Genomic DNA, 13,523 nt, shown 5'->3' on the forward strand with positions numbered 1-13,523 from the left:
CAGGATTTTTACGGCGTCTTGACCTGATTTAGGCCGCTTCAAACGGCTGAAAAATCAGCGTGGAATACCGCCGCGCGACAGGCGATCATGCTGCATCCAATCGGGCACGCCGATTGTTTTTTCAATCCCAACCAAGATCAAACAGGCCAAGACAATTGAGAACACCAGCTTGATGCGTTTGGCAGAGGGGGGATTTTGCGACCAACGTTTGGCGCGCACAAGCCACATCGGATTCATGATCTGTCCTTTTTGACGATGCTTGTTATACGTTTATGATCATACCTATGGCACTTGAAATGCGCAATTGTCCACGTGATCTGCGACTTTTACGGCGCTGCGGCATGCTATCCCTTGCAATCTGGGGCCAGACATTGGACATAAGCCGCGTCATTGACGGGAGCACTTAAATGCCGACGCATCGCGAAACAAAGATCATGCCTTATACGGCCCAACAAATGTACGATTTGGTGGGGGATGTGCAAAGCTATCCGAAATTTTTGCCGTGGAATGCCGCAGCCCGCATCAGATCGCGTGACCAGTTTGAAGATCACGAAGTGATGCTGGCCGATTTGGTGATTTCTTTTAAAGTGTTTCGCGAAAAATTTGGCTCCAAAGTTGTGCTTTGGCCCGATGATCTTAAGATCGATACCGAATATCTGGATGGACCGTTCAAGTATCTCAAAAGCTGGTGGAAATTCCGCGACCTTGATGAGGGCGGCTGCGAGGTTGAATTTTTCGTCGATTTCGAATTTAAAAACGCCATTTTGCAATCTGTGATCGGCATGGTGTTTAACGAGGCGATGCAGCGGATTGTGCGCGCTTTTGAACGCCGCGCGGCGGAACTTTATAAATAGGTCGCGCCAAAGCCTTGCGCTTGAGGCATTGATCCTGAAAAGGCCATGAAAAAAGGCGAGGATAAGACCCCGCCTTTTGGTGTTTTATAGCATTGGTTTACGAATTGTGGTCGTAAGCACTTTCGCCGTGCTGTGCCAAATCCAGACCTTGATGTTCAGTTTCTTCATCCACACGCAAAGATGTAACCATGCTGCAAAGCTTGACCAAAATCACTGTGACAACAAAGGTGAAGACCCCAACGATGGCAAGCGCGCCGAATTGCGCAATCGCATTGGCACCATCGGCAAAGAAAATGATCATGATCGTGCCGAAAATACCGCCGACGCCGTGCACAGCGAAGACATCTAAAGTGTCATCAATCTTCAGCTTGTTGCGGATCACATTGACCATTTCCTGACACAAGACACCTGCAACAGCGCCGATGATCAGGGCAGCTACAGGGCCGACAAAACCAGCGGCAGGCGTGATAGATGCAAGCCCCGCAATCGTCCCTGTGACGATGCCCACAAGTGACGCTTTGCCGTATTTGATCTTTTCCCAAAGCGCCCAAGTCACAGATGCTGTGGCCGCAGAAATATGCGTGACTGTGATCGCCATCGCCGCGCCACCATCTGCCGCAAGCTGTGATCCGCCATTAAAGCCAAACCAACCAACCCAAAGCATCCCAGCGCCGATCATAACGTAACCTGGATTATGCGGAGGTTTGTTGTCGACCTTGCGACGTCCCAGCATGACCGCGATGATCAAAGCCGCAATGCCAGCCGTTTCATGCACCACGATGCCGCCTGCGAAATCCATCGTGCCTGTGTCGCCAAATATGCCACCATCAGCCAAGAACCCGCCGCCCCAAATCCAATGGGTCACAGGCGCGTAGCACAGCAACATCCACAAAGATGAGAACAAGATCACAAAGTTAAAGTTGATGCGCTCCACATAAGCGCCGACGATAAGCGCAGGGGTGATGATCGCAAATGTCATCTGAAAGGCAAAGAACAGCACTTCAGGAATGGTGCCAGACACAGAGTCAGCCGTGACGCCGTTTAAAAAGGCCTTGCCCAAACCGCCCCACAAAGGCCCGCCATCGCCAAAGGCAATGGAATAACCAAAGGCAAGCCAAAGAATGCTCATCACACTGGCAATCGCATAGACATGCATGAAAACGCTCAACACGTTGCGGGCACGTACCAGCCCACCGTAAAACAGTGCCAAGCCTGGCAATGACATAAACAAGACCAGCGCAGTTGCGGTCATGATCCAGGCAGTATCAGCTCCGACCATTTTCCCCTCCTCAGGATTAATTTTTTCGCACTGTGGCGCGTAAAGCGGCTTTTATGCGATTGGGAAAGGGGCGTTTGCTGAAGAAATGCGATTAAATATAGGGCAATTGGCTGATTGATAGCCAAATAGGCGCAATCTGCGTTGCTTGTCTAAAAATGAGGCGAAAAACTAACGGGTTGCGATTTTGTCGCCTTCTAGCGCATCCAAAAGCCAGCTTAATGCGGTATCAACCGTTTTGGCGCGCACTTCGCTGCGCCCGATGGCGCCGAATTCTACAGTTTTCACCGAGACTTCAATCTCGCCAGATGCACTGATTTTGGCCAGCCCGAAACACACGCGGCCAACAGGTTTGAATTCTGATCCGCCAGGGCCTGCAATTCCTGTGACAGAGACACAGAGATGCGCTTGTGAGTGTTGCACTGCGCCGCGTGCCATTTCACCTGCGACCTGTTCGGATACGGCGCCTGTGGCCTCAAGTGTTTGCGCTGAGACGCCCAGCATGTCGATTTTAGCGGCATTGGAATAAGTGATAAAGCCGCGGTCCACCACGTCGGAGGATCCTGCGATATCTGTCAATGCAGCTATGATACCACCGCCAGTACAGCTTTCAGCGGTGGCGATGCGCAGACCTTGCGCACGTGCCGCACTTAGCACCTGTTTTGCGCGTTGGGCCGTCATCTGGGTCACATCAAAACCCCATGCGCAAGCCCCGCCAAGATCACAACACAGATCGCAGCCATAATGCCTGCAATCACATCATCCAACATGACGCCGACAGCGTCACCACGCGCATCCGCTTTGCCAACTGGGCCAGGTTTCCAGATGTCGAACAGGCGAAACAGAATAAAGCCCGCCAAATATCCAGGCCAAAGGGCCGCACTTTCAACGCCCATCATTTGCGCACCAAAGGCCACGGGCCACAGGGCAATCCACTGGCCTGCGACCTCATCGATCACAATTTCAGACGGGTCATGTTCATCGCTGCCAAGGGTCGCACCAGCCGTCATGATCCGCGTGGCCCAAAGCCCTGCAATACAGACAACGACAGTTGCAAAAGCCACCAAACCAAAACCGCCAGCTTCATTGAGGGCCCAAAACACAGGGATGGCCGCAGCTGATCCCCATGTGCCGGGGGCGGGGGTGAGAAAACCGATACGGGCAAAGGTGCCGACGAGTTCTGCGAGGTCTTTCATGGGCTGTCTTTATCCTTACGTTTTTATCAAAGTAGCGGTGGCGATTGAGGCGATACCTTCTTCGCGCCCTGTAAAACCAAGGCGCTCTGATGTGGTGGCCTTGACCGAAATACGGTCAAGATCGACGCTCATAATGTCTGCAAGTGCGGCGCGCATCGCATCTGCATGGGGACCGATTTTAGGCTGCTCGCAGATCAAAGTGACATCGCAATTGGCAAGATTAAAGCCCTTTTTGCGGGCGAGATCAATTGCATGGCGCAAAAAGATATGGCTGGCAGCGCCTTTCCATTGCATGTCTGAGGGGGGGAAATGCCGCCCGATATCACCTTCGGCCAAAGCACCATAAATGGCATCGGTCAGGGCGTGCATGCCGACATCTGCATCAGAATGTCCTTGTAAGGTCTTGGTATGTGGGACTTTTACGCCGCAAAGCCAGACATGGTCGCCCGCGCCAAACCGATGTACATCATAACCGTTTCCAAGACGAATATCCATTTGCGTTTTATCCTTATCAGGGGGGATTGCTGCGCGAAGTGCGGCTTCTGCGCGGTCGAAATCTTGCGCATGTGTGATTTTAAAATTGCGTTCATCGCCCATGGTGATCGTGACGCTATGGCCTGCGGCGCGCGCGACTTCAACATCATCGGCGGCTGTGCCTGAAAAGGCGCGATGCGCCTGCAAGATCAGATTAAAGTCAAACCCTTGCGGTGTTTGTGCGCGCCAAAGCCCTGTGCGATCCTCTGTGCCATCCACATGGGTGTCACCGCGCCAAAGCGCATCGGTAACGGGCAGGGCTGGCGCACAGGCTGGGTTGGTTTGAAGGATAGATTTGACAGCTGCAATCGTTTTGTGAGGCACCAAAGCGCGGGCCGCGTCATGGATCAAGACATGGGTGACACCACTGTGCTGCATCGCTTCGAGACCTGCTTGCACTGACTGTGAACGTGTCGCGCCGCCGAGAACGGGCGTCACATCTTGCAGGCTTGCGATCAAATCTGTGTCTTCTACGTGATGCACGATATAAATCACGTCAACACTGCCGCGAAAGGCGCGGATGGTGTGGTCAATCACCCTTGGGCAGCTTGGGTCTTGACCCAGCTTGCGCCATTGTTTGGGTGTATCTCCGCCTGCGCGGGTGCCGCGCCCTGCGGCGACGATCAGTGCTGCTGTTTTCATAAAGTCGTGAATAATCCTTGCGCGCCTATGTTGCAATGCGCCTGCGATGCGATCTGTTTGATTAAATTTTAGGCACGTTATGCTTTTAGGTGTTTTTTTACGCGCTAGGCTTTGCGACTCTTTGATTGACTTGTTAGTCAGGTATCAACTGCACAAGGATTAATCACTTGCCCATTCGATTGGCAGACATAACTTTGGACCCGCCGATTTTCCTTGCCCCCATGGCGGGGATCACGGATTTGCCGTTTCGCGATTTGGTCGCCTCTTTTGGTGCGGGCCTTGTTGTGTCTGAAATGGTGGCGAGCCATGACATGTTAAATGACAGGCCTGGATCGCGCGAAAAAGCTGAACTTGGCTTCGGCGTTGAAAACACAGCTGTGCAATTGGCAGGGCGTGAAGCGCATTGGATGGGCGAGGCGGCCAAGATGGTCGCAGCCAATGGTGCGCGGATCATCGACATTAATATGGGCTGCCCTGCGAAAAAAGTTGTGAGCGGCTATTCTGGCTCCGCTTTGATGCGGGATCTGGATCATGCCTTGACCCTGATCGAAGCTGTGGTGGCCGCAGTTGATATTCCTGTGACGCTGAAAACCCGTTTGGGTTGGGATGATGCCTTGCTGAATGCGCCAGATTTGGCGCGACGGGCGGAAAATGCTGGCATTCAAATGATCACAATCCATGGGCGCACGCGGTGTCAAATGTACAAAGGCAGTGCCGATTGGGCCGCCATTCGGGGCGTGAAAGATGCCGTGAATATCCCAGTGATTGCCAATGGCGATATCACAACGCCTGAAAAAGCCGATCAGGCTTTGGCGCAATCTGGGGCTGATGGCGTGATGATCGGGCGCGGCGCACAAGGCCGCCCTTGGGTTTTGGCGCAGATCGCGGCCAATATCACAGGCGCAACAGCCCCCAAAGCCCCAACGGGGCAGGCATTTTGCGATATGGTGAGTGCGCATTTTGAGGCGGGATTGTCATTTTACGGCGCTGAACTGGGTGGGCGTGTGATGCGCAAACATTTGGGGTGGTACATGGACACAGCCGAAACTCCACTTGAGCTGCGCAAACAGGTTTTGACCCAAAAAGACCCCCGAAAAGTGTTTGATTTTCTTCCCGATGCTTTGGCAACGACAGGAGTGGCGGCATGACTGCGACCTCATTTGAAACTTTATGGCCTTCCTTGCCTGTGCCTTCGGTTATCGTAGGTGCAGATGATACCATTTGCGAATTGAATTCGGCGGCTGAGGACTTTCTAAACGCTTCTGCCAAATCCATGCGCGGTGTGCCCGTCTTGGATAAGTTGGCCATTGATGCCCCTTTGGAAGAAGCCTTTGACCGTGTGCGCCGCGATGATGCGCCCATGTTCATCAATAATGTCGATGTGTCAGGCGGCAACGCTGCGCCTGTGCAATGCAACATCCAGATCGCGCCTTTGTCTGGCCTGCCGGGCTATATGCTTTTGTTGATGGAGCCGCGCCAGATTGCAGACCGTTTGGGGCGGTCTCATTCGGTGAAATCGTCAGCGCGCTCTGCCATCGGTATGGCGGAAATGCTGGCGCATGAGATTAAAAACCCTTTGGCTGGCATTACGGGCGCAGCACAATTGCTGTCTATGGGCCTGTCGGCCGAAGACCAAGAATTGACAGATTTGATTGTCGAAGAAAGTCGCCGCATCGTGGCCTTGCTGGAACAGGTTGAACAATTTGGCAACCTGCGCCCCCCTGCAAAACGTGCGATCAATGTGCATGATTTGATTGATCGCGCGCGCAAATCGGCGCAACTGTCTTATGGCGCTTCGATGAAATTTATCGAATCCTTCGATCCGTCTTTGCCGCCCACTTATGTGGATGGCGACCAGTTTATGCAGGTCTTATTGAACCTGTTTAAAAACGCCTGTGAAGCAGCAGGAAAAGACGGTGGTACAATCCAGATTCGCACCTTTTATGATCTATCGCTGCGTCTGAGACGCAAAGACGGATCCGGCGGGGCTTTGCCTTTACAAGTCGAGATCATGGATGACGGGCCTGGCCTGCCGCCTGAAATCGCTTCTGATATATTCGAACCTTTCGTGTCTGGGCGTGAAAACGGCACAGGGCTGGGCTTGGCCTTGGTGTCGAAAATTATTTCCGACCACGAAGGCTGGATTTCAGTTGAGTCGGTCGCAGGTAAAACCGTGTTCCGTATTTCACTGCCCGTGGCCCCCCGCGAGGCAATGCAGGCCAATTCATAGGCATACCCCAGCGGTGTGACCCAGTAGATATGACGACCCCGCGAAACATCGCGGACCACTAAGGAGACTTAAGACATGGACGGCACTATATTAGTTGCAGATGACGACCGCACCATTCGGACTGTTTTGACGCAGGCGCTGACCCGTGCGGGGTGCAAAGTGCATGCAACATCTTCATTAGTGACTTTGATGCGCTGGGTCGAAGAAGGCAAAGGCGATCTGGTGATTTCAGATGTGATGATGCCTGATGGCAATGGCTTGGAAGCTTTGCCTAAAATCGCCCAAGAGCGCCCCGGACTGCCTGTCATCGTTATTTCTGCGCAAAATACCATTATGACCGCGATCCAAGCTGCCGAAGCTGAGGCTTTTGACTATCTCCCAAAACCTTTCGATTTGCCTGACTTGATGAAACGTGCGGCAAAGGCGCTTGAAGTCAAACGCCGCGCCAATCCTGCGCCATCCACCGCAAAAGCGCCCAGCGATATTCAAGACGACCTGCCTTTGGTGGGGCGTACGCCTGCGATGCAAAACCTTTACCGTCTTGTGGCGCGCGTGATGAATACCGATCTGCCTGTGTTGATCACAGGCGAAAGCGGCACAGGGAAATCCCTGATTGCCCGTGCAATTCATGATTTTTCAGATAGGCGCTCTTTGCCCTTCGTGGTGGTGACAGCCAATGATTTGGAAGCTATGGAAGGCCCAGCTTCAGTCATTTCACGTGCGAAAAACGGATCAATCTTGTTTGATGAGGTTGGGGATCTGGATGAAGATGCCCAAGCGCGCATCGTGCGGATGCTGGATAGTTTTACCGATCATTCGCCACGCATCATGTCCACATCACAAGCCGATTTAAGCGCCAAGATGGAAAGCGGCGCCTTTCGCCAAGATCTGTTCTATCGTCTCGGCGGGGTCAATCTGGCCGTGCCCAGTCTGCGGGAACGGGTCGATGATATCACGCTTTTGGCCGATTATTTCTTTGGCAAAGCGGAACGTGACGGCATGGCCTTGCGCCGCTTCACGCCTGAGGCTCTGGAATTGGTGCGCACATACAGTTGGCCAGGCAATGTGCGTCAACTGGAAAACACAATCCGCCGTTTGATCGTCACGGCCCCTGAAGAAGACATCACTTTGGCAGAGGTCGAATTGGTCCTAGGCAATCAGCCCGCTGTTGAACCCACGCAAGGCGGGGGCGGTGATAAACTCTCTGCCTCTGTGGCCAAACACCTGCGTCGCTACTTTGATTTACATGGTGGGGCCTTGCCTCCGCATGGGCTGTATCAGCGGATTTTGAAAGAAGTCGAAGCTCCGTTGATTGAAATCGCCTTGGACGCTGTCGGTGGAAATCAGGCTAAATGTGCTGATCTTCTTGGGATCAACCGCAATACCTTGCGTAAAAAGATATCAGACCTCGATATTCAAGTGACACGCCGCCGTAAATTGATGTAAAACAGCCACACCCCCGTGTCGGATAAGGGACAGTGACAGAATCGCATCACTGTTGCTGGTCTGCCTGCCATGGGGGACAAGGGTAACCTTGCTTGGGTGTTTTTCTTCGGGGGATGGTTTGCGTAAGCCAATAGCAAGATCCAGCTTTAACAAACTGATGCGGTTACGCCGCCTTAGGCAATTGCAAAATTGGACCACCCTGTTTTTATTCGTAGCAGGGCCGATATTGGCGATAGCGACCTTTGTTGTGATCGGTCCGTTGGATCAAATCACATCAACCTCAGGATTGCGCGCCGTGCTTTTGGCGGACTTGATTTATGTGATCTTGGTCGCGGGTTTGATCGCCCAACGCATTGTGAAGATCGTCGCAGCGCGGCGGGCGCATTCTGCTGGATCACAGTTGCATTTACGTCTTACAGGCGTCTTTGTGTTGCTGGCGCTTATTCCCACTGTCACTGTGGCCGTTTTCGCAGTTGTAACACTGAATTTCGGGCTTGAGGGCTGGTTTTCAGACCGCGTGCGCAACGTTGTTGGATCTTCACTGTCCGCAGCAGAAGCCTATGAGGGCGAGCACCGCGATGGTCTGTCCGCTGACACGCGCAGCTTGGCAAATTATATCGTTGAACGGCGTAGGTCCGTCACGATTTTACCCGATGGAGCGTTGCGCGAAGTCCTAAATACAGGGCAGGGCCTGATCCAGCGGGGGCTACGCGAAGCCTTTGTGATCGACAAAACAGGCACCATTCGCGCGCGCGGTGAGCGGTCTTACCTGTTCGATTATGAGCCGCCAAATGCGCGCCAACTCGCCCGCGCTGAGGTGGGTGAATTGGTTTTGATAGATGATTGGGATGCCAATGAAAGCCGCGCTTTGCTGCGCCTATCTGGCTTTGCTGATCGATATTTGTATGTGACGCGCGATGTGGATGGGGCGATTTTAAACCTTTTGGATGAAACCCAAGAAACCATCGCGCTCTACAATCAGCTTGAAAATGACCGTGGTCGTCTTTTGTTCGAATTCGGTTTGATTTATTTGGGCTTTGCTTTGATATTGATCTTGGCGGCCACATGGGTGGGCTTGCGCTTTTCCGAAGGTCTTGCGCGCCCGATCGGCCGATTGGTTGAGGCTTCAAACCGCGTGAAAAACGGCGATTTGACCGCCCGTGTTGCAGAGGAGGCCACCGAAGATGAGGTTGCTGTTCTGGGGCGGGTTTTCAACCAAATGACCGAAGAATTAAACGTGCAGCGTGATACATTGTTGGAACGCAGCGCGCATATCGAAACGCGGCGCAGGCTGTTTGATTCCGTGCTGGGATCCGTCACCGCAGGGGTGATCGCGCTTGATCCTGATGGTCATATTTCGCTGTTGAACCCATCGGCCGAGGGGCTTTTATCGGTCGTTTCAAACGATGTGATCGATGTGCCTTTGAGTGTTGCTGTGCCAGAATTCGGCCCATTGTTTGAAACCTTGCAAGAACAGGGGCGCGAAGTGGTACAAGACGAATTGCGCCTGATCCGCCCGCAGGCGCAAGAAAATCTTTTGGTGCGGATCGCCCAAAGGCGGGATGTGGACGGCGTTCTCGAAGGCTATGTTGTGGCCTTTGATGACGTGACGGATCTGGTCAGCGCGCAGCGCATGGCCGCTTGGGGCGATGTGGCGCGCCGCATTGCCCATGAAATCAAAAACCCTTTGACGCCGATCCAGCTTTCTGCCGAACGTATTTCGCGCAAATTCGGTAAAGGCATGAGCGAAGATGACCGCGCGGCCTTGGATCAATATACATCCGTGATCGTGCGCCAAACGGGGGATTTACGGCGCATCGTTGATGAATTTTCCAAATTCGCCCGTATGCCAACCCCTGAGCTGCGCGAATTGGATCTGGTAGAATTGGTCCAAGGGGCTGTCTTGTTGCAGCGTAACGCGCAGATGGGCGTGCGTATCGACACCCAGATTGATGTGCCCAAGGCCATCGTTGATGTGGATGGCACTATGATTGGCCAAGCCCTTACAAATTTGATTAAGAATGCAGGTGAAGCTATTGAAAGCTTGGATAAAAACGATCTTTCAAAAGAGTATGACCCCCGTATTCTTGTGACCATGTCGCGTGCAGATGATCAGGTCGTGATCACCATCACAGACAACGGCATTGGTTTGCCAAAAGACCGCGCGCGGTTGTTTGAACCCTATGTCACCACGCGCGATAAAGGCACGGGGCTGGGCCTGCCGATCGTGAAAAAGATCATTGATGAACATGGGGGCAGCTTAACCTTAAGCGATGGTGAGCCGCTGGATTCCTCGGGGCGCGTTGGCGCTTGCGCTACTGTGCGATTAGATCTAGCTGTTCCTAAACTAAACCAATTAAAACAAAAACTTGCAGTGTAAGAGTGGAGTAAACGATGTCTGATATTTTGATTGTTGATGATGAACAGGACATTCGCGAGCTGATTGGCGACATATTGAAAGATGAAGGCTATGAAACCCGTCTTGCGGCCAATTCAGATGGGTGCATGGCTGAAATCGCTGCCTCTGTTCCATCACTGATGGTTTTGGATATTTGGTTAAAAGACAGCCACATGGATGGGATCGATATTCTAAAACATGTGAAACGCGAACATCCAGAAGTGCCGATCATCATCATCTCTGGTCATGGCAATATCGAAATCGCTGTCGCTGCCATCAAACAAGGTGCCTATGACTTTATCGAAAAGCCGTTCAATATTGATCAGTTGATGGTCGTTGTCGGTCGTGCGATGGAAACGTCGCGCTTGCGTCAAGAAAACTCTGCGCTGCGCCGCAAAGATGGCGGCGAAGTCGATATGATCGGCAGTTCCGCGGCCTTTAAACAGCTTAAATCCAATCTGGAAAAAGTCACCAAGTCTAACGGGCGTGTCATGCTCACGGGGCCTGCGGGTGTGGGCAAAGAAGTGGCCGCGCGCTATATTCACAGCCACTCTGATCGCGGGGCTTTCCCGTTTGTTTCCGTCAGTGCAGCGACAATCGAACCTGACCGCATGGAAGAGGTGCTGTTCGGGCGCGAAAGTTCAGAGCAGGGCATCGAAAAAGGTCTGTTGGAAGAAGCCAGCGGCGGGGTGATCTATTTTGATGAAGTGGCGGATATGCCTGCGGGCACTCAGTCCAAAATTTTGCGGGTCTTAGTGGATCAACGATTTACCCGCGTGGGTGGTTCCGAAAAGATCACGGTTGATCTGCGTGTGATTTCATCCACCAGCCGCGATTTGGAAACCGAAATTGCCGCAGGAAACTTTCGCGAAGAACTTTACCACCGTTTAAATGTGGTGCCGATTGAAGTGCCTGCTTTGGAAAAACGCCGCGAAGACATCCCTGTTTTGGCCGAAGCCTTTATTGCGCAGTTCAACAAAACCCAAGGCTTGCCCCTGCGCAAATTGACCGACGACGCGGTGGCAATGCTGCAAACTTTGGCATGGCCTGGAAATGTGCGCCAATTGAAAAACGTGATCGAACGGGTCTTGATTTTGGGCGAAGGCACAGCCGCGATCACAGCCGATGAGTTGCCAGAGCAGGCAGAAAAAGGCGAAGATGACGGACGTTCTATCTTGTCGCCAAGCATCGCAACCTTGCCCCTGCGTGAGGCGCGTGAACTGTTTGAACGCGAATATTTATTGACACAAATCAACAGGTTTGGTGGAAATATTTCGCGTACAGCGTCGTTCGTCGGCATGGAGCGGTCTGCTTTGCATCGCAAATTAAAATCCTTGGGCGTGGTCACAGGTCATAAATCGGGCGGCCGCGTGGCCTATATCCCCGAAGACGTTGAGTAAGGCGCTTTGACCACGGGTTCCTGTGTGAAATCATATCTGCGGGGACCGTTGAGGCGTTGACCGCATCTGATTTACGTGTAACCCAAAGTCATAAGGCGATTGCCTTGGGATGAATGTGTGGGCCTCATAAGGGGCTTGGATCAATAAGGGATGATCGATGAAAGTCATCATTTGTGGCGCGGGCCAAGTCGGCTGGCAGATTGCACGGCAATTGTCTGGCGAGAAAAACGATGTGACAGTTGTGGACAATAATCCCGATCTGGTGCGGCGTGCCACCGATACCTTGGATGTGCAAGGGGTCGAAGGCTTTGCCTCATACCCCGATATCCTTGATAAAGCGGGCGCACGTGATGCAGATATGATCATCGCGGCCACCCATTCAGACGAGGTCAACATGGTCACCTGTCAGGTGGCGCATTCGGTTTTCAACGTGCCGCGTAAAATCGCGCGCTTGCGGGCGCAATCCTATTTGACGGCGATTTACTCTGATCTTTATCGCCGCGATCACATGCCGATTGATGTGGTGATTTCACCTGAAAAAGAAGTGGCCGAAGCTGCGCTGCGCCGTCTTGCTGCACCCGCAGCTTTTGATACCCAAGCGTTTTTCGGCGGATCTGCCCAGCTTTTGGGGATCTCTTTGTCTGAACATTGCCCTGTTTTAAATACGTCTTTGCGCGAGCTAACCGATCTGTTTTCAACGCTGCGCGCCATTGTGGTGGGCGTGCGCCGCGAGGGCGTTTTGTTTTCCCCCGATGCAGACGATCAGTTGTTTGCAGGCGATGATATTTACATTTTTACCCATTCCAAAGACGTGACGCGCACGCTGGAAATTTTCGGCAAAACCAACCGCAAACAAGAACGTGTTGTCATTTTGGGCGGCGGCAATGTGGGTCTGGGCGTGGCCAAAGCGCTGGAACAGCGTACAGAACGTGTGCGCGCTAAAGTGATCGAAAAGAACCGCAAAATCGCTGAAAAAGCCGCAGACTCGCTTGAGCGCACCATCGTTTTGCACGGCGATGCCTTGGATGCCGAGGTCTTGAGCGAAGCAGGTATTTCCCGCGCCGATGCGGTGCTTTGTGTGACCGATGACGATAAGGTCAATATGCTCTCGGCCGTGCGCGCCAAACAGGCGGGCTGTACGATGGCGATCTGTCTGGTCAATGATCCGTCTTTGGTGCCCGTTCTGACAGCCCTTGATATCGACGCCCATATCAATCCGCGTGCCACCACCGTATCTTCGATTTTGCGCCACATCCGCCACGGGCGCGTGCGCAATGTCTATTCCATCGGCGACGGTGAGGCCGAGGTGATCGAAGCACAGGTGCTGTCCACATCGCCTTTGTCTGGGCACCGTATTCGCGACATTGCTTTCCCCGAAGGCGTGCTTGTGGGGGCGGTCATGCATGGCGATAAATTCATTAAACCCACCAGCGAGACCCGCATCGAAGAAGGCGATGTTTTGACCCTCTTCTGTCTGGCAAAAGATGTGCCTGAAGTGGAACGCTTGCTGCAAGTTTCGATTGATTATTTCTAATGAACCGCTTTTC

At 52.9% G+C, this 13,523-nt stretch carries 12 protein-coding genes; 7 read left to right on the forward strand and 5 right to left on the reverse strand.

The genetic code is table 11. The annotated features are described in order from the left end of the window. Positions 1–54: 54 nt before the first annotated feature. Positions 55–237 (reverse strand): hypothetical protein, encoded by a 183-nt coding sequence (locus EDD53_RS02470; RefSeq protein ID WP_123791610.1) that lies wholly within the window; start codon positions 235–237, stop codon positions 55–57. Positions 238–407: 170 nt separating this feature from the next. Here EDD53_RS02470 and EDD53_RS02475 point away from each other — a divergent pair, with 170 nt between their 5' ends. After that, entirely contained in the window at positions 408–854 is a 447-nt protein-coding gene (locus EDD53_RS02475; RefSeq protein ID WP_123791611.1) for a type II toxin-antitoxin system RatA family toxin, read from the forward strand. A 97-nt stretch (positions 855–951) separates the two neighbouring features. Here the strand turns inward: EDD53_RS02475 and EDD53_RS02480 are convergent, their stop codons facing one another. The 4 genes from EDD53_RS02480 to EDD53_RS02495 all read right to left on the reverse strand — a co-directional run bounded on the left by EDD53_RS02480 (position 952) and on the right by EDD53_RS02495 (position 4,502). After that, complete coding sequence (locus EDD53_RS02480; RefSeq protein WP_123791612.1) at positions 952–2,133, reverse strand: ammonium transporter; 1,182 nt, start codon at positions 2,131–2,133, stop codon at positions 952–954. Positions 2,134–2,301: 168 nt separating this feature from the next. Further along, on the reverse strand, positions 2,302–2,811 hold the full coding sequence (locus EDD53_RS02485; protein ID WP_123792368.1) for a CinA family protein: 510 nt from the start codon (positions 2,809–2,811) through the stop codon (positions 2,302–2,304). A 5-nt stretch (positions 2,812–2,816) separates the two neighbouring features. Continuing rightward, entirely contained in the window at positions 2,817–3,326 is a 510-nt protein-coding gene (locus EDD53_RS02490; RefSeq protein ID WP_123791613.1) for a phosphatidylglycerophosphatase A family protein, read from the reverse strand. A gap of 15 nt (positions 3,327–3,341) precedes the next feature. Beyond that, complete coding sequence (locus EDD53_RS02495) at positions 3,342–4,502, reverse strand: bifunctional 2-C-methyl-D-erythritol 4-phosphate cytidylyltransferase/2-C-methyl-D-erythritol 2,4-cyclodiphosphate synthase (protein WP_123791614.1); 1,161 nt, start codon at positions 4,500–4,502, stop codon at positions 3,342–3,344. A 167-nt stretch (positions 4,503–4,669) separates the two neighbouring features. On the opposite strand from EDD53_RS02495, the gene dusB reads away from it, so the two are divergent. From dusB to trkA, 6 genes are all read left to right on the forward strand, one after another. Beyond that, positions 4,670–5,650, forward strand: coding sequence for a tRNA dihydrouridine synthase DusB (gene dusB, locus EDD53_RS02500; RefSeq protein WP_123791615.1), 981 nt, complete (start codon positions 4,670–4,672; stop codon positions 5,648–5,650). Continuing rightward, positions 5,647–6,732: a two-component system sensor histidine kinase NtrB gene (locus EDD53_RS02505; protein ID WP_123791616.1), complete on the forward strand. Its 1,086-nt coding sequence runs from the start codon at positions 5,647–5,649 to the stop codon at positions 6,730–6,732. Before dusB ends, EDD53_RS02505 begins: the two co-directional genes overlap by 4 nt. Before the next feature lie 75 nt (positions 6,733–6,807). Beyond that, positions 6,808–8,178 carry a response regulator gene (locus EDD53_RS02510; RefSeq protein ID WP_123791617.1) on the forward strand — a complete coding sequence of 457 codons (1,371 nt, stop codon included), beginning with the start codon at positions 6,808–6,810 and terminating at the stop codon, positions 8,176–8,178. A gap of 157 nt (positions 8,179–8,335) precedes the next feature. Further along, positions 8,336–10,558, forward strand: coding sequence for a sensor histidine kinase NtrY-like (locus EDD53_RS02515; RefSeq protein ID WP_123792369.1), 2,223 nt, complete (start codon positions 8,336–8,338; stop codon positions 10,556–10,558). Between the two features lie 14 nt (positions 10,559–10,572). Then, positions 10,573–11,976, forward strand: a complete 1,404-nt coding sequence (ntrX, locus tag EDD53_RS02520) for a nitrogen assimilation response regulator NtrX (RefSeq protein WP_123791618.1) — start codon at positions 10,573–10,575, stop codon at positions 11,974–11,976. A 157-nt stretch (positions 11,977–12,133) separates the two neighbouring features. Beyond that, a complete protein-coding gene (gene trkA / locus EDD53_RS02525; RefSeq protein ID WP_123791619.1) occupies positions 12,134–13,510 on the forward strand; it encodes a Trk system potassium transporter TrkA in 1,377 nt (458 codons plus the stop codon). Positions 13,511–13,523 lie beyond the last annotated feature (13 nt).

Origin of the sequence: Pacificibacter maritimus (genome assembly GCF_003814915.1) — a bacterium.
In the GTDB taxonomy this organism is placed as follows: domain Bacteria; phylum Pseudomonadota; class Alphaproteobacteria; order Rhodobacterales; family Rhodobacteraceae; genus Celeribacter; species Celeribacter maritimus.

What these genes read in the sequence shown, in the direction of transcription:
- EDD53_RS02470 (WP_123791610.1), bottom strand. Translation starts at nt 237, where the DNA reads ATGAATCCGATGTGGCTTGTGCGCGCCAAACGTTGGTCGCAAAATCCC.
- ntrX (WP_123791618.1), top strand. Translation starts at nt 10,573, where the DNA reads ATGTCTGATATTTTGATTGTTGATGATGAACAGGACATTCGCGAGCTG.
- EDD53_RS02495 (WP_123791614.1), bottom strand. Translation starts at nt 4,502, where the DNA reads ATGAAAACAGCAGCACTGATCGTCGCCGCAGGGCGCGGCACCCGCGCA.
- EDD53_RS02485 (WP_123792368.1), bottom strand. Translation starts at nt 2,811, where the DNA reads ATGACGGCCCAACGCGCAAAACAGGTGCTAAGTGCGGCACGTGCGCAA.
- EDD53_RS02475 (WP_123791611.1), top strand. Translation starts at nt 408, where the DNA reads ATGCCGACGCATCGCGAAACAAAGATCATGCCTTATACGGCCCAACAA.
- EDD53_RS02505 (WP_123791616.1), top strand. Translation starts at nt 5,647, where the DNA reads ATGACTGCGACCTCATTTGAAACTTTATGGCCTTCCTTGCCTGTGCCT.
- EDD53_RS02510 (WP_123791617.1), top strand. Translation starts at nt 6,808, where the DNA reads ATGGACGGCACTATATTAGTTGCAGATGACGACCGCACCATTCGGACT.
- EDD53_RS02480 (WP_123791612.1), bottom strand. Translation starts at nt 2,133, where the DNA reads ATGGTCGGAGCTGATACTGCCTGGATCATGACCGCAACTGCGCTGGTC.
- EDD53_RS02490 (WP_123791613.1), bottom strand. Translation starts at nt 3,326, where the DNA reads ATGAAAGACCTCGCAGAACTCGTCGGCACCTTTGCCCGTATCGGTTTT.
- trkA (WP_123791619.1), top strand. Translation starts at nt 12,134, where the DNA reads ATGAAAGTCATCATTTGTGGCGCGGGCCAAGTCGGCTGGCAGATTGCA.
- EDD53_RS02515 (WP_123792369.1), top strand. Translation starts at nt 8,336, where the DNA reads ATGCGGTTACGCCGCCTTAGGCAATTGCAAAATTGGACCACCCTGTTT.